Source organism: Algoriphagus sp. TR-M9 (genome assembly GCF_027594545.1).
Lineage (GTDB): Bacteria > Bacteroidota > Bacteroidia > Cytophagales > Cyclobacteriaceae > Algoriphagus > Algoriphagus halophytocola.
In genome coordinates, this window is the sequence record NZ_CP115160.1 from 4,042,755 (window position 1) to 4,060,966 (window position 18,212).

An 18,212-nucleotide genomic window follows, 5' to 3' on the forward strand; every position below is an offset into this window, starting at 1 on the left:
GCTTATTTGATGTGAATTACGAGCAGCCTAGCTCAGATGGATTGACTCCCTGAGAAAAAAGGTTCAATCCCAAGCCGAACATGCTACCCGATAAATCCTGATTAGTGTATTCCATATGTCTTTTCTACCCAAAAAACTTCAAAACCATTAGCTTTGTGGCTTGAATAACCCCGAAGTGATGTATCAGGAGAAAATCGAAGCTATCAAAGCTGCCATTGCCGCAGCAGACGCCAATACTCAGGAAGAACTCGAAGCCTACAGAATGGAATACATTTCCAAAAAATCTGTGGTCGGAGCACTTTTCGCAGATATGCGTAATATTCCAAACGAGGAGAAAAAATCTTTTGGGCAGCTTGTAAATGCAGTCAAGCAACTGGCTGAAGAGAAATTTCAGGAGCTGATAGAAAAAGTAAGCCAGGCCAATAAGAAATCCAAATCTGCGGATATGGACTTGACTTTGCCACCTTCCAATCATAGCCTGGGAGGCATCCATCCCCTGACAGCCACCCGTCAGCGAATTATTGATATTTTCGAACGCATAGGGTTCAACCTTTCGGAAGGGCCTGAGATAGAAGATGACTGGCATAACTTCACCGCCCTGAATTTCCCTGAAAATCACCCTGCCCGCGAGATGCAGGACACATTTTTCATTGAGAAAAATCCGGATATCGCACTGAGAACACACACTTCTTCGGTACAGGTACGTGTGATGGAAAACCAGAAACCGCCGATCCGAACGCTTTCACCAGGAAGAGTGTATAGAAATGAGGCCATCTCGACCCGTGCACATTGTATTTTCCACCAAGTGGAGGGGCTTTATGTGGATGAGAATGTAGGTTTCGCTGATTTGAAAAACACACTCTATCACTTTGCAAAAGAGATGTTTGGCAAGGAAACCAAGGTCCGATTCAGACCTTCCTATTTCCCTTTTACAGAGCCAAGCGCAGAGATTGATATCACTTGCTTGATCTGTGGTGGCAAGGGATGTAATGTCTGCAAAGGCAGCGGCTGGGTAGAGATCGGAGGATCCGGTATGGTAGACCCGAATGTGCTGGACAACTGTGGGATTGATTCCAAGAAATATACTGGCTTTGCCTTTGGAATGGGCATTGAGCGAATCGCCATGTTGAAATACCAGATCAAAGATCTTCGATTGTTCACAGAGAATGATGTGAGGTTCCTGAGGCAGTTTAAGCCTCTTTTACAATAATCAAAGACCTTGAGTAATCAGCGCCTTCTTATGTCATTTGTTAAACCACTGAGAGCACGGAGGTTCCGCGGAGGACGCAAGTAGAGTTTTTTGTTGTACTGCTTCTCCAGAATCAGGTTGTTTTTATTCAATCGACGAGGTTAAACAGTATAGTAACCCCTCTCATAGCAAGACCATGCTGAGTAATAAGCAGTCAGGATACCGCAGCAATCTAGGTTCATCTACTAAATTATTTCAGTGCCTTCCTAGCGCAATTCCTCCCAGAATTTAAAATAGGAAAACAGTGACCTCTGCGAAACCTCTGTGCGCTCCGTGGTTAAATACAAAAAAAGCGATCTGATTAGACCGCTTTTGCTGTTTCCATTTTGTAAATAATATCCTCATAATCGAGCTTATCCCAGTTTTCAGTGATCAGTGGATCCGCCATCACTCTATCCATTATCCCTTCCTGAAGTTTGCCCTGAGCATAGGCTTCTGAGTATCTCATATCAGTAAATGTCACCATGGAGTATAAAGGAATCCAGTCATTAGGATACAGCTCGTATAATTTGGCTTCGATCTTTTTTCGGATATTAAACTTGGGATCGGATACCGAGTCCCGCATTTCCACGAAGTTTTCCATCGCCAGCTGACAAATGGCATCCGTATCTATTTTGCGCTTTTTCTGGAACTTGGCAAATACCAAATCCCATGAATTATGACCATACTTATCGATCAGTGCATTTAAAATAGAGCAATCTTCAAACCCACAGTTCATACCCTGCCCATAGAAGGGCACCATGGCATGGCTGGCATCTCCGATCAGCAAGCTATTGCCTTGTACCCATGGAAAGCATTCCACATTGATCAGAGCCGAAGTAGGGTTACTGAAAAACTCCTTCTTTAGGTTCGGCATCATCTGATAAGCGTCGTCAAAATAGCTTTTGAACACAATCTCTAAGTCATGCTCATCATTGATTTTATCAAAACAAACCTTAGTTCCGGTATTGGGCAAAAACAGTGTACAGGTGAAAGATTTGTCCGGATTAGGCAAGGCAATCAGCATGAACTTGCCTCTGGGCCAAATATGCAATGCATTAGGATCCATGGCAAACTCCCCTTCTGGAGTCGCTGGAATCGTCAGTTCCTTATACTCATGGGTGATGTATTCCTGCTTGTAGTTAAATCGGATTTGTTTTTGCATCGCCATCCTCAGAGAGGAATAAGCCCCATCTGCACCTAGGATCACAGGAGCCTCCATCTTTTTAACCCCTGAAGGAGTCTGAAAGGTGATCTCCTGATTTCTGAAATCTACTTCCTCACACTTATGTTCAAAGAAATAATTGGCTCCTAGACTTTCTCCCTCCTCAGCTAGCAACTGATTGAATTTGCCGCGGGAAAGAGAATAAATCGCCTGCTCCTCTTTACCATAGGATATAAAGGTAGTACCCCCATGTTCGTCATGGATCTTGCGCCCGTACATGGGAATCGCCAGTGGCATCACTTTATCTTTCAAGCCCACTTCCTCCAGACTTTTCCAGCCTCTATAGCTCAGAGCCATGTTAATCGAACGCCCTCCTTCATCATAAGGAGTTTTACGCTTATCCGGACGCTTATCATACACATTGACATCCAGCCCCTGGCGCTTGAGATATATAGCCATCAAAGTACCGATCAACCCGGCCCCTAGGATGGTGATTTCATTCTTTTTCATTTGGATTGTTTTATCCACGCTTCCATTAAGCGAATTTCTTTAGGGAATGTTCCAAAATCTCTGCAAAGCGGAACACATCCATGAAGCTATTGTAAAGTGGAGTGGGTGCCAGACGAATCACATTTGGGTTGCGCCAGTCCCCTACTACTCCATGATTATACCATTCATCAAAGACGTCCTTGCCTCCACGATGAATGTGCAAAGATAACTGACAGCCTCTTTGCGCAGGGTCTTTTGGGGTAATAATTTCCAAAACTCCTGATTCTCCGCTGATTTCCTCAATCAGAAACTCAAGATACCCGGTAAGTACTTCACTCTTTTGCCGCAAATTTTTCATCCCGGCCTCTTGGAAAATATCCAAAGATGCCTGGTGCGCCGCCAATCCCAGCACATCTGAGTTTGACAATTGCCAACCGTCCGCACCATACATAGGCGCAAAACCCTTTTCCATCAAAAAACGCTGCCCCTCGTCATGTCCCCACCATCCAGCAAACCTGGGCAGGTCCGGACGCTCCGCAAATCGCTCGTGCACAAATATCCCCGAAACGTTTCCCGGTCCGGAATTTAGGTACTTGTAGCTACACCAGGTGGCAAAGTCCACTCCCCAATCGTGAAGATCCAAAACAGCATTTCCCACTGCATGAGCCAGATCAAAACCAGCATAAGCGCCTACTGCATGGGCTGCCGATGTAATGGCTTTCATGTCAAAAACCTGCCCGGAATAATACTGCAGACCAGCCATATTGACCAGCGCCAGTGCATCACCCTGTTCTTTGATTTCTGCCAAAATATCCTCCGTGCGCAGGGTATGTTCACCCTCCCGTGGCGTTAATTCTATGATGGCTTTTTCTGGATCAAAGCCGTGAAATTTCACTTGGGTTTCCAGCATATACTGATCCGAAGGGAAGGCACCCGCTTCGACTATAATCTTATAACGCTCGGCAGTAGGCTGGTAGAAGGAAACCATCAGCAAATGTAAGTTTACTGAAAGATTGTTCATGGCTACCACTTCGTGCTCCTGGGCGCCAACTATTTCAGCCAAGGCAGGCTTGGATTTTTTCCGGGCATAATACCAGGCATCTTCCCCATGAAAATGCCCGTCCACTCCCAGATTCGCCCAATTGTCCAACTCCTGAGTCAGGTAGTTTTTCACTGATTTCGGCTGTAGGCCCAGGGAATTTCCGCAAAAGTAAATAGCCTGCTTGCCCTGGACTTTGGGAAAAAGAAATTGATCTCGAAATCTGGCTAATGGATCCTTTGCGTCCATTTCTGCTGCGAACTGGGCGGAATATTGATAGTTCATGGAGTAAAATATCTGGGTTTAACTAATTATTGCAAGCTGTCGTACGACTTAGCTAGGCTAACTGCTCTAGCCATTATTTTGTCATCACAGTTCCGCAGTTTTTGCAGGTAGTGTTGGCTGGATTGCTCCAGAATCTCTCCATGATCGGAGGTAGTTGATTTACAATATCAGTCACTACCGCATACTCCTCGTAGAGCTTTTCCCCACACTGCTCACAGTGCCAAATAAAACCGTCCTGCTCACCTTCCTGTCTGTAGCGCTCGATTACCAGCCCGATGGTATTGGCGGGTCTTCGTGGAGAATGCGGAACCTTTGGGGGCAATAGAAAAATCTCTCCTTCACGGATATGCACATCTTTTGGTTTGCCTTCTTCGATGATTTTCAGCACGATATCTCCTTCTATCTGGTAGAAAAACTCCTCTCCTTCGTTGTAATGGTAATCCTTTCGGGAATTGGGACCGCCTACTACCATGATGATAAAGTCTTCATTCTCCAGATAGACCTGTTTATTACCTACAGGAGGTTTGAGTAAATGTCTGTTTTCGTCTATCCATTTTTGAAAATTGAAAGGTGATGCTATAGCCATGGCGAGTTTTTTTCTGTTGAAAATGCAAATTTAGTCCATCCTTGTAGGAATACCGGATTCCATCCTAAAAGTATTAAAAATCATACGCTTTTTTGATTTACTTTGCTTCAAACCCAAATACCATGCGTATCCCCATTTTCGATATGCACTGCGACTTACTTTCTTATTTAGCCAAAGTCCCAGATGCTGACGCTTTTTCCAAAGATGATATTGCCTGCGCTATCCCCTGGCTGATAGCAGGCGGAGTTCGAACCCAGGTCCTGGCTATTTACACCGATGTGAAACCCGAAAGTATGGCGCTGGCGAGTAGGCAAGCGGATATTTTCGAGTCCTTACTGGCCCACAAAGAGCGTGAACTTGCAGCAGCAAACACAGCATTTTTTACAGATTGGGATAAGCAAAATCGAATCGGGATCCTAGCTGCTGTGGAAAATGCAGCCGGAATAGGCTCTGAATCTGCCACCTGGAAAGAAGTCACAGATCAGTTCGACAGTTTGCTTGCCAAAGTAAAACGAATCGCCTACATCGGCCTAACTCATCATACAGAAAATAGATTTGGCGGGGGCAATTACACCGATGGCATAGGGCTAAAAGACGACGGGAAAAGGCTACTTGACTACATGTCCGGCAAGAAAATCCCAATAGACCTCTCCCATACTTCAGACCTATTGGCCGAAGGTATTTTATCCCATATTTCTCAGGCCGGGCTGGATGTACCCGTGATCGCCAGCCATTCCAATTTCCGGGCGGTTTGGAATCACAGAAGAAATCTTACCGATGAATTTGCCAAGGAAATCATCCATAGAGAAGGTATTATCGGGGTTAATTTCCTCCGCGCTTTTCTGGACACAGAAGTTCCAGAGCGGATTTTTGATCATATTTTACATGGGTTTCATGTAGGAGCAGAAAACAACATCTGCTTTGGTGCAGATTATTTCTATACCAAGGATTTTGGCGATCCTAGCCGAATCCCCTTTTACTTTCCTCTGGTAGAAAATGCCAGCAAGTACCCGTCCATCCTGGATCATTTAGAGTCTGAGCTCGGCGATTCCCAACTTAAAAAGCTTGCCCATGGAAACGCGCTTAACTTCTATAAAAAACTCTGGAGCTAATGTCATCTCATCACTTTGTAAAGGACCAACAAGAACCCGCGGTTTTTATTCTGGACGCGGATAACCTATCATTCCATACTATCTCTCCCCTGCTGGAGTGGGTGCCCACGGTTTTGGTTTCTGAAGCTGCCCTAGATCAGGTAATGAGTTGGGGGATAAAAATCGATGTGATATTAGCAACAGAGGAATTTCAAGCTGAAAATCAACATTTACTGGAAGAGCAATATCCCGTGAAATTTATAAATACTGAGGAGAATAATTTCTTGACAAATGGGCTTGATTACCTAAGATCTACTGATCACAAAGCTGCGCATTTGGTGGGAATTTCACACCTGAAAGCACTAGAGCTACAAGATAAACTTGATCTGATGAATCTTACCATTTTGGATGGAGACTGGAAGTATTACCCTGTCAAATCAGGGGTATTCAAAAAGTGGTTTGCAGAATGCAATATCCATATTCATGGTAAAGAAGGCATGCCCATTCAAATTCAAAATGAAAACGGAGAGTTGATCCTACCAATCACTTATGCAACGATATTGGAAGTCCCTGAGGGAAATACCAGGATCAAAGCGCCCGGGATCTTTTGGATTGGAGAGCAGGTTTATTCATAAATTTCAGAAAGACCCAAGTTCCAAAAGCATAGCAAAGCACATCAATTGGATCCGCAGTATAAGTGTTTGAGCGCAGAGGCAAGAGGATTTCAAAAACTACTGAAAAATAAACCAATGCGATGACAACCTGTTTGGGGGTAAAAATCAATTGACTACCCAATGGATGATACCATCGCATCACTTGAAGGCAAATGCCAAAAACCACAGGCATCGCCATTAAATCGTCTCCATAGGCATGATAGATAGGGATAAAGATCCCCATTGATTTTTCCAGGTATTGATTTACCCAGAAAGCTATGGAAGCAACAATAAATATGGGATTTTTGAATAATTCCATCATCCCGGCAGAGCAGCTATCAGCCACATGATAAAGGTCATGATGGCCATAAAAACGGTGTAAAATAGATTCCCTGATTTCTTAAAAAAACGTACGATTGCGCTGTCCTCAGGATTGACATAAAACATCCACTCCTTTTCGTATCGCTCTTGATCCTGCGCCTTTCGCTCCTCTCTTTTCATTTCATCAGGAGACAAAAACTCCCCGCAGTGCTCACAGCGATCTCTGTAGTCATTAGTCCAAACTGACCATTCCCCACATTGAGGGCATTTTTTTTGGCTCATAATTCGTTTAGTTCAAAGTCTTCCCTAGAGCTATTCGATCTTTTCCGTTCAGATCCTTAAGCACGCTCACTTCGGAATATCCCAATTTCCTCATTAATTCCGCTACCTCGGCTCCATATTTTTCATTGATTTCAAAATACAAACACCCACCACTTTTTAGCAATCGCCTGCCTTTGACAGCAATCTCCCGGTAGAAAACCAATGGATCTTCATCGCTTACAAAAAGCGCTAGCTCCGGTTCATAATCAAGCACATTTTTATGCATCTCCGCTTTCTCTTTGTGGGGGATGTAAGGAGGATTGCTGACCAATATATCCAACTCATCTTCTGCGGGAATTTCAGACAGAATGTCGCACTTTGAAAAGGAAACTTTTGCCCCAAGTGCACCCGCATTCTGATTGGCTATAGCCAAAGCTTCCAGGGAAACATCCACGCCAAAAACTACTGGACTGTTCATTTCCAAAGCCAGTGAAATGGGAATACAACCTGTCCCTGTGCCAATATCCATAATCCTCAAACCGGACTTTATATTCTCCTTAATGATCAGGTGGACCAGTTCTTCTGTTTCATTTCTGGGGATCAAAGTCGCAGGTGATACCTTAAATTCCCTACCGTAAAACGGTCCTTTCCCCATAATATATTGGATAGGCTCTCCGGTCTTCAAGCGTTCAAAATCCTGATAAAGACCCGTCGGCAAAGTATTCTCATCTACCTGCTGGTAGAGAGCACTCCTGCCTAACCCTACGTGGTGCTCAAACAACCATCCGATCAGAGACTCCGCTTCCTGACGCTCATAGATAAGTAGCGCTGAGGACCAGGAACTTATAATTTCATGAAGAAAGGGCATAGATGTAGCGTTTGGTGATTGGAGCACGTAAAGTTACCAAAACCAATCCCCAAAATATGAGATACCTTTACCTGATTCTGATATTCAGCTTCACTACCGCCCTTAGTTATGGTCAAAACAATCCCGGCATTTGGCTGGAAGTAGATGGAAGTTATTGGCAAACGGACAACCGATCCTCCAATTTCAATAGCTTTACCAGAGAGCGAAGTGGTAGCCTCAGACCCATGATCGGCTATAAGTGGAACGACCGGTGGGGCTTGGGAGTAATGGGAAATTTTTTGTCCTATAGAGAGAAAATAGACCCTATCTCCGGTTCCTATGCCATTTATAGCAATGAGCCAGATGAAAATGGCAATTACCCGGTCATTGCATATAATGAAAAGCTCGAAGAATCTGCCATATCCAATGAGCTCAAAGGCTTCGGCATTTTCCTCCGCCGCTACGTCAAGCTAGGCAAAAAGACCTCACTAAACTTCAACCTTTACGGCATCCGTGAAAAAGGCAAAAATGGAAGCATACAAGTTTATCCAGACTATTATCCCTGTGCTTTATGTCTTTCAGTCATTCCCGGCCCATACTCAGTCAGCAACCCCATCATAGAAACCAATTGGAAATTTGGCATAGATGCAGCATTTGCATACCAGGCCACTTCTTGGATGGCAGTAGAACTGCGGGCAAATCTCATGGAGTTTAGAAGGCGGGTGATTCAGGATAATGCACCCCCGCTGCTTGACCCGGGATTTGGAGGCACTTATTATGATTTCTTTCCTCTGATGGGATCTACGGAGGATTTTGGCTCTGCAGTGAAGCGTGATGGCATACGTTTGGGATTAGTTTTTCAACCCTTTTGGTAGTACATTCTGACAGACTCAGAAAGAAAAACTACCTTTGTGGAGAATTTATTTCCCATGAAGCTACACAACAATACCATCCGCGGAGTCCACACCGCGTTAGCAGCCATTTTTGAAGAAGGTCAATACGCTGACAAAGTGATCGAAAGAACACTGAAATCCAATCCTAAATGGGGAGCAAGAGACCGTTCATTCATAGCAGAAACCACCTATGAAATGGTCCGATGGTGGCGTTTGATCAATTACCTGAGCCCAAGTCAGGATCCTTATGATCTTTTTGGCACCTATTGGTTGATGCAGGGACATAGCTTGCCTCCATGGGAAGAATTTCAGAAAATAAATCCTGAGAAACTCAAAACCAAATACGATGAGCTAGAGGACCCAGCCCTGCTAGAGTCAGTTCCGGATTGGCTTTTTGAGCTTGGCGAAAAGGAATTGGGAGACAAATGGGAAGTAGAGCTTCATAGTCTAAACCAAGAGGCAGATGTGGTTCTCCGGGTAAACACGCTAAAAACCACACGTGAAAAACTGAGAAATCAGCTAGCAGAAGACGGGATCAAAACCCACATCATCAAAGGGTACAAGGATGCTTTGATCCTAGACCAGCGCCAAAACGTTTTCCGCCACCCGGCATTCAAAGAAGGGCTCTTTGAAGTTCAGGACGGCTCTTCCCAGCTCGTGGCAGAGGCTTTGGCAGTAGAGCCGGGCATGAGAGTGATCGACGCATGCGCAGGTGCAGGAGGAAAATCCCTGCACTTAGCCGCATTAATGGAAAATAAAGGAAAAATACTTTCATTGGATGTGGAAGAATGGAAGCTTCAGCAGACCAAACTCCGGGCTCGAAGAGACGGAGTATCCATCATAGAGCGTAAGGTCATTGAAAACTCCAAAACCATCAAACGACTCAAAGAATCCGCAGACCGACTACTGCTAGACGTACCTTGCTCAGGCCTTGGAGTCTTAAAAAGAAACCCAGACACCAAATGGAAACTAAGCCTGGAGTCCATAGAGAAAGTACGTGAAACCCAGCAGGAAATTCTTCAGGCCTACCCTTCCATGTTGAAATCCGGAGGTCAGATGGTCTATGCTACTTGCAGCATTTTACCTTCAGAAAATCAAGATCAAATTGAGAGATTTCTAAAAAGCGAAGCGGGAAAAGACTTTGAATTGATCGAAGATCAAAAAGTGCTGTCGCATGAAAGTGGTTTTGATGGCTTTTATATCGCGAGGTTACAAAAAAAGTAAAGGCAAGTATACGAGTTCCTTAGTGATGTTTTTTGACTAAGGGACTAGCGGATAGCCCAAAGAAAAACAGGCTTTAAGAAGAAATAAGAGGGCTCCCCAAATTTATTTTGGCGGGTACTGGTTTTACATTGGATTTTGTGTGTAACTTTGACGGGCAAATAGGGTTACCTCATACCAATATTTGCCATGAATCGAAACTCCGACAAGTTCCTCTACGAAGCACTCACCTATGACGATGTGCTTCTTGTCCCAGGTTATTCAGAAGTCCTTCCACGCGACACGAATACCTCCACCCAACTCACCAAAAAAATCCGCCTAAACATCCCCTTGGTGTCCGCTGCTATGGATACCGTGACCGAGGCTGAACTGGCAATTGCAATCGCGCTTGAAGGAGGGCTTGGTTTTGTACACAAAAACATGTCTATCGAGCAGCAAGCTGCCCAGGTACGCAAGGTAAAGCGCTCTCAAGCTGGGATGATTTTAGATCCCATTACTCTTCATATCGACGCAAAAGTAAGGGATGCTGAGAAAATCATGCGGGAATTTCACATCGGTGGTATACCTGTAGTAGATGAAAACAAATCCTTAAAAGGTATCATTACCAATCGTGACCTACGATTCATCAAAGATCAAAATCGCCCGATCCGGGAGATTATGACCATAGACAATCTCATCACAGCCAAAGCGGGAGTATCTCTAGAGCAGGCAGAAGAGATTCTGCAGGAATATAAAATAGAAAAGCTACCGATCGTAGATGAGGACAACAAGCTGTCCGGCCTAATCACTTACAAGGATATTCTGAAAAGAAAAGACAAACCAAACGCCTGTAAGGATGAATATGGCAGGTTAAGAGTAGGTGCAGCAGTAGGCGTTACAGCGGATATTGTAGAGCGGGTAGAAGCGCTGAAAAACGCCGGAGTGGATGTGGTGTCTATAGATACGGCACACGGACATTCCAAAGGAGTAATCGAAACCTGTAGAAAAATCAAAGATGCTTTCCCAGATCTGGAAGTTATCGTTGGAAATATTGCCACACCGGAAGCAGCTATTGCATTGGCGGATGCCGGAGCAGATGCCGTGAAAGTAGGCGTAGGACCTGGATCTATCTGTACCACTAGAATTATTGCCGGCGTAGGTGTTCCCCAGCTTTCTGCAGTATTCGAATGCGCTCAAGTGTTAAAAGAACGCGGAGTGCCTGTTATTGCCGATGGGGGTATCCGCTACTCAGGCGATTTGGTTAAAGCTATCGCTGCTGGTGGAAGCTCCATTATGATAGGATCCCTTTTAGCAGGAACTGAAGAAGCGCCGGGTGAAATGATCATTTTTGAAGGCAGAAAATTCAAATCTTACCGAGGAATGGGTTCCCTGGAAGCGATGGAATCTGGCTCCAAAGACCGTTATTTCCAAGATGCAGAAGACAATATCAAAAAATTAGTCCCTGAAGGTATCGTAGGAAGGGTTCCTTATAAAGGCTTGGTATCAGAAGTGCTTTACCAGCTCGTAGGTGGACTACAGGCAGGCATGGGCTACTGTGGTACCAATACCATAGAGGCGCTTCAGAAAGACGGCAAATTCGTAAAAATCACCGCAGCGGGAGTGAAAGAGTCCCACCCTCATGACATTAGCGTAACCAGGGAGGCTCCAAACTACAGCGTGAGATAAACAAGGTAGTTTTCTTACAATATAAAAAAGACCAGGGAAACCTGGTCTTTTTTGCTTTGCTCAAACTATATCGCATAGCATTGCCAACGAAGTTTCATAAACAACCTTTGGCTCACACTCCTAACAGAACCTATCAAGGTTGCCTCAATCCCCCATTTAAAGATTCAGTTTTATGCTAGAATTTCTTTGATCTCATGATCCTGAAGATGGGCGTTTAGCCAGCCTGCTTCCAGGTATGCGCCATATTTTTTGTAGAAATTAATCGCCGGCTCATTCCAGTCCAGCACCTGCCACATCATGCCTGTACAGCCCTCTTCCAGGGACTTTGCCATCACGCGATCAAACAGCAACTTGCCGGCACCATTCCCTCGCTCCGATTCGGTCACCACTATATCTTCCAGGTAAATCCGCTTTCCTTTCCAGGTGCTATACCGGTAGTAATAAATAGCAATACCGATGATCTCTCCGCTATTTTCCTTTTCACAGACAAAAAAACCGTAGACCGGATTTGGGCCAAAGCCATCCTTTTCCATCATTTCTACCGTGTTGGAGACCTGCTCAGGAGCTTTTTCGTAAAGCGCAAGTTCCTTGACCAGCTCAAGAACCCTGGGCAGATCTTCAATTTTTCCTTCTCTGAGTTTATACATGATTATTGTTCGTAAAAGAGTTTATTTTTGGGAATAGCTAAATTAATCAATAGAATATCCGCTGTGCAAAGTAAATATTTCAGCCTACTGGTAAAGTAGCGGATAATCGTATTAATCAAAACCAATTTCAATGTTTTTAGCCATAGATGCCGGCAATTCCAATGTGGTTTTTGCCATTTACGACGAGGAGAAAGGACAATGGAAAAACCATTTTCGGCTGGAAACGCACAGTGCCAAGTTTTCTGCTCAATTGGCAAAGAAAGCCCCATTGTATTTTCTAGAACATGGCATTAGTCCTCAGGACATCCTCCAGGTAGGATTGAGTTCGGTAGTTCCAGAGTTGAACCCGCAGCTTATTGAGTTCTGTCAAAATTTCTTCGGAACCGAGCCTTACCTCATCACGCCCAAAAGCTTTGCGAAGCTACCAGTAAAAACCCTGCGACCCGATGAAATCGGAACCGACCTGATGTGCAACGCAGCGGCCGCCTATACCGCAAAGCAAACCGATCTTATCGTGGTGGATTTTGGCACAGCCCTTACTTTCACCGTGATCAATAAAAATGGGGAAATTATAGGCGTAAACATAGTTCCAGGTCTGAAAACTGCCATCAAATCGCTTTTTCTAAACACCTCCAAATTACCTGAAGTGGAACTAAAACTTCCAGAATCTGCGCTGGGCAAAAACACCATTCAGGCCATTCAGGCCGGCGTACTTTATGGCTACACCGGGCTGGTCAAAGGCATGCTGGAAAGTATAGCGTTGGAAACTAAAATAGACTATACTGTAATTGCTACTGGAGGATTGGCGTCTATTCTTACTCCCCTGAAAAGCGTCTTTGATGAAATAGATCCAAATCTCACCCTAACAGGCCTTCGCCTGATCACACAAGTAAATAATTAAAGCAGTTCACATTTTAGCATTAAATTAGGATCAGGGCAGATTTCCATGTAGGTCTGCAACTCAGGCTGCGAACAGACCCCTGGAAAATCCCCTGAATTGCCAAGCAAATCCCACATCAACTGAAAATGCAGATGTGGAGGCCAATCCCCATTCTCCGGAAATGGCCCTATGCCACAAAACACTTCGCCAGCCTGAACTTTTTGCCCAGGCTGTAGCCCTATCAGATCCTGACGAAAAAGGTGGCCATACAAAGAAAATAGCTTTCTTCCGCCTACTTCATGCTGTAAAATGATCGTGGCCCCATAATTCCCAAAACCAGCATTATCCTGAAAACTGTGGATTTCACCATCCAGCGGAGCATGAATTTCGGTTCCCGCCTTGGCCCAGATATCAATCCCTAAATGTATATTTCTATATTCAGATTCTTTGGTCGCAAAAACCTCACTCCTGGCATAAATGGCACGATTTTCCAAATATCCTCCTATTCCAAAGGTCTTTCCTTCTGATAGGATTTGCCCAAACACATATTCGTCAAACGCTTGCGTACTGCGCAGATCAATACTTTTTAGATCTGTATTAGTTGAGCTAAAATCAAGTTTAAGGGTGTTTTCTGAGGTAAGCGGCTTTCCTACTATCGGGAAAAATTCATGGGCATTCCAGTTCATGCCCGAAAATATAAATTATCCAATCATTAAGAATCAGAAAATTCGGGAATCTCTAATTCACTTTTCTCCAGTTCTTTCTAATTTCAGCCCATGAGCCAATCTTTCCCAAGCCTTGCGGACATCCGCGCTGCGCATGAACGCATCCAGCCCTTTGTACATCGCACTCCTATTCTAAGCTCCACTGCTATCAATGAGATTGCAGGATGTGAGATTTTTTTTAAGTGTGAAAACTTCCAGAAGGTAGGGGCCTTCAAGGCCAGAGGGGCTGCCAATGCCGTGATGAAAATGACGGATGAACAAAAAAGCAAGGGAGTTGCCACCCACAGCAGTGGAAATCATGCAGCAGCCCTAGCAAGAGCGGCCAAAGTAGCTGGAATACCCGCTTACATAGTCATGCCCTCAAATGCTCCTGAGATTAAGAAAAAAGCAGTGAAAGGATACGGTGGTGAGATCATTGAATGTGAGCCCAATCTGAAGGCCAGAGAAACTACCTTGGAAGAAGTAGTGAAGAAAACCGGAGCTACCTTCATCCCTCCGTACGACTACATGGATGTGATCGAAGGCCAGGCTACTTGCGCTTTGGAATTGATCGAAGAGCAAGCAGATTTGGATGTTATTTTGGCACCGGTCGGCGGAGGAGGACTTCTGGGCGGTACTGCCTTAGCTGCTCACTACCTCAACCCAAACATAGAGGTAATTGGATGTGAGCCAAAAGGCGCTGATGATGCTTTCCAGTCATTTTATGCAGGCAAACTGATCCCTCAATCCGGCCCAAATACCATAGCAGATGGCTTATTGACCTCTCTGGGGTTCTTGAATTTTGAGCTGATCAAAACCCATGTTTCAGCTATACATTTGGCCACAGACCCGCAGATCATTGAAGCCATGCGGCTCATATACGAGCGCATGAAAATCGTCATCGAACCTTCCTGTGCTGTCCCCTTGGCCGCACTACTGGCTGATCAGGATAGCTTTTCAGGCAAAAAAGTAGGCATTATTCTATCCGGAGGAAATGTGGACCTGGGAAAATTACCTTTCTAAGAAAGCCTATTTTTTGCCCATTGCTTCGTAAATGATATCATGGATATCTGTGCGGATGCCTTCTCTCAGTAACTTGGTGTTTGTGGCATCAGGATATACACGATTGGATAAAAATACGTAGATCAGGTCATTTTCAGGGTCAGCCCATACACAGGTTCCGGTGAATCCGGTATGCCCGAATGTTGACTTTGGTGCCAGATCTCCCGCTGAACCTCCGTCACCTTTGTCCACATTAGGCTTGTCCCACCCCCAGCCTCTTCTGCTCTGCCGGGATTGTCGCTTGGTAAACTTCTCCACCGTTTCTGGTTTGATCAGCGAAACATCACCATAATAGCCCTTGTTCAACATCATCTGCATCATCACAGCCAGGTCATTAGCTGTGCCAAATAGCCCCGCATGTCCAGCCACACCACCATACATGGCCGCTCCAGGATCATGGACGAATCCTTGAACCTGCCTTTTGCGGAACGCTACATCATTTTCAGTAGGAGCTATATTGTCCAATGGCATCTTCTGAGCAGGATTGAAAGTCATGGTATGCAAGCCCAGCGGTTCATAAAAATTCTGGGCCAAAAAGGACTCTAAGGGCTGATTTACCACACGCTCTACCACAGCCTGCATAAAGTACATCGTGAGGTCAGAATACCTATACTTATGCTTGCTGGCTCCACGCGGGACAGGAGTTACTTTAGAAGCTACAGTCCAGTTCCAAATACTATCCCTCAAGGCATCCAATCCATACATATCATTAGAAACAGGTCTGGAAAAACCAGGCTCTGGGGTGGGCTTATAATAATCTCCCCGCCATTGTCCTGCAGAAACTGTCTTTGCATAGTGGGGAATAAAGGCGACCAAGCCAGCCTCATGAGCCATCACATCGCTCAAAACCATATTGGCTTTATTCGTACCCTTAAGCTCGGGCAGATAATCCCCCAAAGTTTTGCTCATCTCTATCTCCCCTCTACTGGCCAAAAACATCACCGCTTGGGTAGTAGCCAGCACCTTGGTAATCGAAGCCAAGTCGTAGACAGTTTGGGAGTTCACCTTAGGGCTAGTTTTGTATTCCAAATTTCCATAAGACCGCTCAAATACTACTTTCCCATTTTTGGCTACCAGCACATTAGCGCCCGGCGCGGCTTGAATCCGGATCATTCGCTCCGCCACCTCATCTATTTTGTCCAATGTTTCGCTATCTAATCCCACACTTTCTGGAGAACCATAAGCTAAACGTCCATTAGCAGGCAAATACCCGCCTACCCCAGTTACAAAGTCAGAATTGACTGTGACCGGTAAAATCCCCGCTGCATCTCTTCCTCCAAATAACACCTGAGGCACCATTTTCTGGGTAAAATCATTGTTTTCGTAAGCAATCACCACATTTCCCAAACCTTCCAACTGCTCCGCTGCATAGGCATTGCCAAACAGTACCGTCACCACTTTTTGTCTTAAAGACAACTTTTTAATCAATTGAACATCACTGGCTGATATTCCGAATTTTCTTCTCGGGCTATTATTCAATCCCATCAAGCCTACCACCACTACATCATACCCCTCTAGCTTATCCATCAGGGCATTTTGCTCGCTCGCGGTGCTTCCTTTAGGGGTAGTGAAGTGCTCAAACTTGGAGTATTTGTCCAAATACTGCTTGAAAACCTCTCCCTCATCACCAATACTCAGGCTGGCAAAATCCGTGAAATCCAAATGCCTGAATGGTACCAGGTTCCCCTTGTTGGTAGCCACTGTGACGGCATCTGCATACAGCTCCTCAATGATGGTTCTGGTCTCCGGGGTGTCTAATCGCTTGATGAGTTCGTAGGTATCTATGGGCTTATACTCATTTAATCCAGCCCAATATTTTGCCCGAAGAATTTTTTTGACTCTCCTTCCGATTTCCTGCTTGCTGATGCGCCCATCCGCCACGGCAGTCTTGATCAGGGTTTTTGCTTTTGGAACATCCTGAGAATACAGCAGCACATCATTTCCGGCCAATAGTGCTTTGAGATCCACTTCTCCGGGAGCATTTGCGATAGCCACTCCTTTCATATTCAAGGCATCAGTAAAAATCAACCCTTGAAAATTCATCCTATTTTGAAGTAGGTCTGTCACTACTTTTTTGGAAAGACTAGTCGCAGTTTTTCCATTATCATCCAAACTTGGAATATTCAAATGGGCGACCATCACGGACATCAGATCTTCTTTAAAAAGCTCTTGGTAGGGGTACAAATCAATGTCCCAAATCCGCTTTTCTGGATGCTTGATGACCGGCAAAGCATAATGACTGTCTGCCTCCGTGTCTCCATGACCGGGAAAATGTTTCGCATTGGCGATCACGCCATTATCCTGAAGACCTTTCATATAAGACACGGCATGCTCTGCCACCACTTCCCTATCACCACCAAATGCTCTGTAGCCGATTACGGGATTGTCCGGATTGGAATTCACATCTACCACAGGGGCAAAATTGATATGCATCCCCAGCTCTTTGAATTGCCGGGCCATCTCTTTGCCCATGGCATACACGAGTTTTTCGTCCTGCACTGCTCCTAAGGTCATGGCTTTGGGAAAATCCGGTACGGAGTCTAACCTCATGCTGATGCCCCACTCCGCATCCATCGCAATGAACAGCGGGGTTTTGGACTGAGCCTGATAGTAATTGGTCAGTCTGGCCTGACGGTCTGGCCCACCCTGAAAAAATATCAATCCGCCGAGGTTTTCCGATTTGATCAGTTCGCTGATTTCATTTACATGCCGCTGATCCTTGTTTGAATAAGCCGCGACCATAAACAACTGCCCCAGCTGCTCGTCAAAGGTCATGCTATTGAATACAGAATCCACCCAGCGGCGCTGGTCCATAGCATCTACAGCACTCAGTGGATCATCTATTTTCAATGATTCATCGAGTTTTCCGGAGGAAAAAGTAAGGGCTACTATGCCAATCATTAATACTCTCCAAAGCCTACTGCTCATACCTCGGTAATTTTTTATCCTTAACTTTTAAAATAAATTTGTGACTCGGCCGGTTCCGTAAACCGACTAGACTAATATACGCAGTTGCGTAGCCCCTTAGCCGATCAATGTGAAATTAGGGACTTCAGTAATTGAAGTTAGTAAAGATAAGGCAACATTAAACCGTAAAGTGGGTTTAAAAGGTCATAAATTTGATATCTGGTAGATCTATCGGAACTTATCTATCCAGATGACCTTTTTCCACTAA

General features: G+C 44.9%; 17 protein-coding genes. 8 read left to right on the plus strand and 9 right to left on the minus strand.

Translation table 11 applies throughout. The features are described 5' to 3' along the window. Positions 1–178 precede the first annotated feature (178 nt). A complete protein-coding gene (locus PBT90_RS17285; protein ID WP_270133192.1) occupies positions 179–1,210 on the plus strand; it encodes a phenylalanine--tRNA ligase subunit alpha in 1,032 nt (343 codons plus the stop codon). Between the two features lie 340 nt (positions 1,211–1,550). Here the strand turns inward: PBT90_RS17285 and PBT90_RS17290 are convergent, their stop codons facing one another. The 3 genes from PBT90_RS17290 to PBT90_RS17300 all read right to left on the minus strand — a co-directional run bounded on the left by PBT90_RS17290 (position 1,551) and on the right by PBT90_RS17300 (position 4,792). Continuing rightward, a complete protein-coding gene (locus tag PBT90_RS17290) occupies positions 1,551–2,903 on the minus strand; it encodes an FAD-dependent oxidoreductase (RefSeq protein ID WP_270130348.1) in 1,353 nt (450 codons plus the stop codon). Between the two features lie 25 nt (positions 2,904–2,928). Beyond that, entirely contained in the window at positions 2,929–4,206 is a 1,278-nt protein-coding gene (gene kynU, locus PBT90_RS17295) for a kynureninase (protein ID WP_270130350.1), read from the minus strand. Between the two features lie 73 nt (positions 4,207–4,279). Next, positions 4,280–4,792, minus strand: coding sequence for a 3-hydroxyanthranilate 3,4-dioxygenase (locus PBT90_RS17300; RefSeq protein WP_270130353.1), 513 nt, complete (start codon positions 4,790–4,792; stop codon positions 4,280–4,282). Positions 4,793–4,914: 122 nt separating this feature from the next. On the opposite strand from PBT90_RS17300, the gene PBT90_RS17305 reads away from it, so the two are divergent. Then, positions 4,915–5,904, plus strand: coding sequence for a dipeptidase (locus PBT90_RS17305; protein ID WP_270130355.1), 990 nt, complete (start codon positions 4,915–4,917; stop codon positions 5,902–5,904). Then, positions 5,904–6,518 carry a thiamine pyrophosphokinase gene (locus tag PBT90_RS17310; protein WP_264807757.1) on the plus strand — a complete coding sequence of 205 codons (615 nt, stop codon included), beginning with the start codon at positions 5,904–5,906 and terminating at the stop codon, positions 6,516–6,518. Before PBT90_RS17305 ends, PBT90_RS17310 begins: the two co-directional genes overlap by 1 nt. Here PBT90_RS17310 and PBT90_RS17315 read toward each other — a convergent pair. Genes PBT90_RS17315 through prmC form a run of 3 tightly spaced genes read right to left on the minus strand, consistent with a single transcriptional unit; the run spans position 6,472 to position 7,986 of the window. Beyond that, positions 6,472–6,858 carry a magnesium citrate secondary transporter gene (locus PBT90_RS17315; protein WP_270130357.1) on the minus strand — a complete coding sequence of 129 codons (387 nt, stop codon included), beginning with the start codon at positions 6,856–6,858 and terminating at the stop codon, positions 6,472–6,474. The two genes, PBT90_RS17310 and PBT90_RS17315, sit on opposite strands and share 47 nt — an antisense overlap. Next, entirely contained in the window at positions 6,855–7,139 is a 285-nt protein-coding gene (locus PBT90_RS17320) for a hypothetical protein (protein WP_264807759.1), read from the minus strand. Before PBT90_RS17320 ends, PBT90_RS17315 begins: the two co-directional genes overlap by 4 nt. Positions 7,140–7,146: 7 nt before the next feature. Then, on the minus strand, positions 7,147–7,986 hold the full coding sequence (prmC, locus tag PBT90_RS17325) for a peptide chain release factor N(5)-glutamine methyltransferase (protein ID WP_264807760.1): 840 nt from the start codon (positions 7,984–7,986) through the stop codon (positions 7,147–7,149). A 56-nt stretch (positions 7,987–8,042) separates the two neighbouring features. Between prmC and PBT90_RS17330 the strand changes: the two genes are divergently transcribed. The 3 genes from PBT90_RS17330 to guaB all read left to right on the plus strand — a co-directional run bounded on the left by PBT90_RS17330 (position 8,043) and on the right by guaB (position 11,744). Next, entirely contained in the window at positions 8,043–8,840 is a 798-nt protein-coding gene (locus tag PBT90_RS17330) for a hypothetical protein (RefSeq protein ID WP_264807761.1), read from the plus strand. A gap of 54 nt (positions 8,841–8,894) precedes the next feature. Beyond that, a complete protein-coding gene (locus PBT90_RS17335) occupies positions 8,895–10,082 on the plus strand; it encodes an RsmB/NOP family class I SAM-dependent RNA methyltransferase (protein ID WP_264811477.1) in 1,188 nt (395 codons plus the stop codon). A 186-nt stretch (positions 10,083–10,268) separates the two neighbouring features. Next, positions 10,269–11,744: an IMP dehydrogenase gene (gene guaB, locus PBT90_RS17340; protein ID WP_264807762.1), complete on the plus strand. Its 1,476-nt coding sequence runs from the start codon at positions 10,269–10,271 to the stop codon at positions 11,742–11,744. A gap of 170 nt (positions 11,745–11,914) precedes the next feature. On the opposite strand, the gene PBT90_RS17345 is transcribed toward guaB, so the two are convergent. Continuing rightward, positions 11,915–12,391, minus strand: a complete 477-nt coding sequence (locus PBT90_RS17345) for a GNAT family N-acetyltransferase (RefSeq protein ID WP_264807763.1) — start codon at positions 12,389–12,391, stop codon at positions 11,915–11,917. A gap of 130 nt (positions 12,392–12,521) precedes the next feature. Here PBT90_RS17345 and PBT90_RS17350 point away from each other — a divergent pair, with 130 nt between their 5' ends. Continuing rightward, positions 12,522–13,292, plus strand: a complete 771-nt coding sequence (locus PBT90_RS17350) for a type III pantothenate kinase (RefSeq protein ID WP_264807764.1) — start codon at positions 12,522–12,524, stop codon at positions 13,290–13,292. Here the strand turns inward: PBT90_RS17350 and PBT90_RS17355 are convergent. Beyond that, positions 13,289–13,957 (minus strand): peptidoglycan DD-metalloendopeptidase family protein, encoded by a 669-nt coding sequence (locus PBT90_RS17355; RefSeq protein ID WP_264807765.1) that lies wholly within the window; start codon positions 13,955–13,957, stop codon positions 13,289–13,291. The genes PBT90_RS17350 and PBT90_RS17355 overlap by 4 nt on opposite strands. A gap of 90 nt (positions 13,958–14,047) precedes the next feature. On the opposite strand from PBT90_RS17355, the gene PBT90_RS17360 reads away from it, so the two are divergent. Then, positions 14,048–14,998, plus strand: coding sequence for a pyridoxal-phosphate dependent enzyme (locus tag PBT90_RS17360; protein WP_264807766.1), 951 nt, complete (start codon positions 14,048–14,050; stop codon positions 14,996–14,998). A 6-nt stretch (positions 14,999–15,004) separates the two neighbouring features. Here PBT90_RS17360 and PBT90_RS17365 read toward each other — a convergent pair whose 3' ends face one another. Beyond that, on the minus strand, positions 15,005–17,965 hold the full coding sequence (locus PBT90_RS17365; RefSeq protein WP_264807767.1) for a glycoside hydrolase family 3 N-terminal domain-containing protein: 2,961 nt from the start codon (positions 17,963–17,965) through the stop codon (positions 15,005–15,007). Positions 17,966–18,212: the final 247 nt, after the last annotated feature.

Coding starts and splice junctions, on each gene's coding strand:
- PBT90_RS17285 (WP_270133192.1), top strand. CDS start 179: ATGTATCAGGAGAAAATCGAAGCTATCAAAGCTGCCATTGCCGCAGCA.
- PBT90_RS17290 (WP_270130348.1), bottom strand. CDS start 2,903: ATGAAAAAGAATGAAATCACCATCCTAGGGGCCGGGTTGATCGGTACT.
- kynU (WP_270130350.1), bottom strand. CDS start 4,206: ATGAACTATCAATATTCCGCCCAGTTCGCAGCAGAAATGGACGCAAAG.
- PBT90_RS17300 (WP_270130353.1), bottom strand. CDS start 4,792: ATGGCTATAGCATCACCTTTCAATTTTCAAAAATGGATAGACGAAAAC.
- PBT90_RS17305 (WP_270130355.1), top strand. CDS start 4,915: ATGCGTATCCCCATTTTCGATATGCACTGCGACTTACTTTCTTATTTA.
- PBT90_RS17310 (WP_264807757.1), top strand. CDS start 5,904: ATGTCATCTCATCACTTTGTAAAGGACCAACAAGAACCCGCGGTTTTT.
- PBT90_RS17315 (WP_270130357.1), bottom strand. CDS start 6,858: ATGATGGAATTATTCAAAAATCCCATATTTATTGTTGCTTCCATAGCT.
- PBT90_RS17320 (WP_264807759.1), bottom strand. CDS start 7,139: ATGAGCCAAAAAAAATGCCCTCAATGTGGGGAATGGTCAGTTTGGACT.
- prmC (WP_264807760.1), bottom strand. CDS start 7,986: ATGCCCTTTCTTCATGAAATTATAAGTTCCTGGTCCTCAGCGCTACTT.
- PBT90_RS17330 (WP_264807761.1), top strand. CDS start 8,043: ATGAGATACCTTTACCTGATTCTGATATTCAGCTTCACTACCGCCCTT.
- PBT90_RS17335 (WP_264811477.1), top strand. CDS start 8,895: ATGAAGCTACACAACAATACCATCCGCGGAGTCCACACCGCGTTAGCA.
- guaB (WP_264807762.1), top strand. CDS start 10,269: ATGAATCGAAACTCCGACAAGTTCCTCTACGAAGCACTCACCTATGAC.
- PBT90_RS17345 (WP_264807763.1), bottom strand. CDS start 12,391: ATGTATAAACTCAGAGAAGGAAAAATTGAAGATCTGCCCAGGGTTCTT.
- PBT90_RS17350 (WP_264807764.1), top strand. CDS start 12,522: ATGTTTTTAGCCATAGATGCCGGCAATTCCAATGTGGTTTTTGCCATT.
- PBT90_RS17355 (WP_264807765.1), bottom strand. CDS start 13,957: ATGAACTGGAATGCCCATGAATTTTTCCCGATAGTAGGAAAGCCGCTT.
- PBT90_RS17360 (WP_264807766.1), top strand. CDS start 14,048: ATGAGCCAATCTTTCCCAAGCCTTGCGGACATCCGCGCTGCGCATGAA.
- PBT90_RS17365 (WP_264807767.1), bottom strand. CDS start 17,965: ATGAGCAGTAGGCTTTGGAGAGTATTAATGATTGGCATAGTAGCCCTT.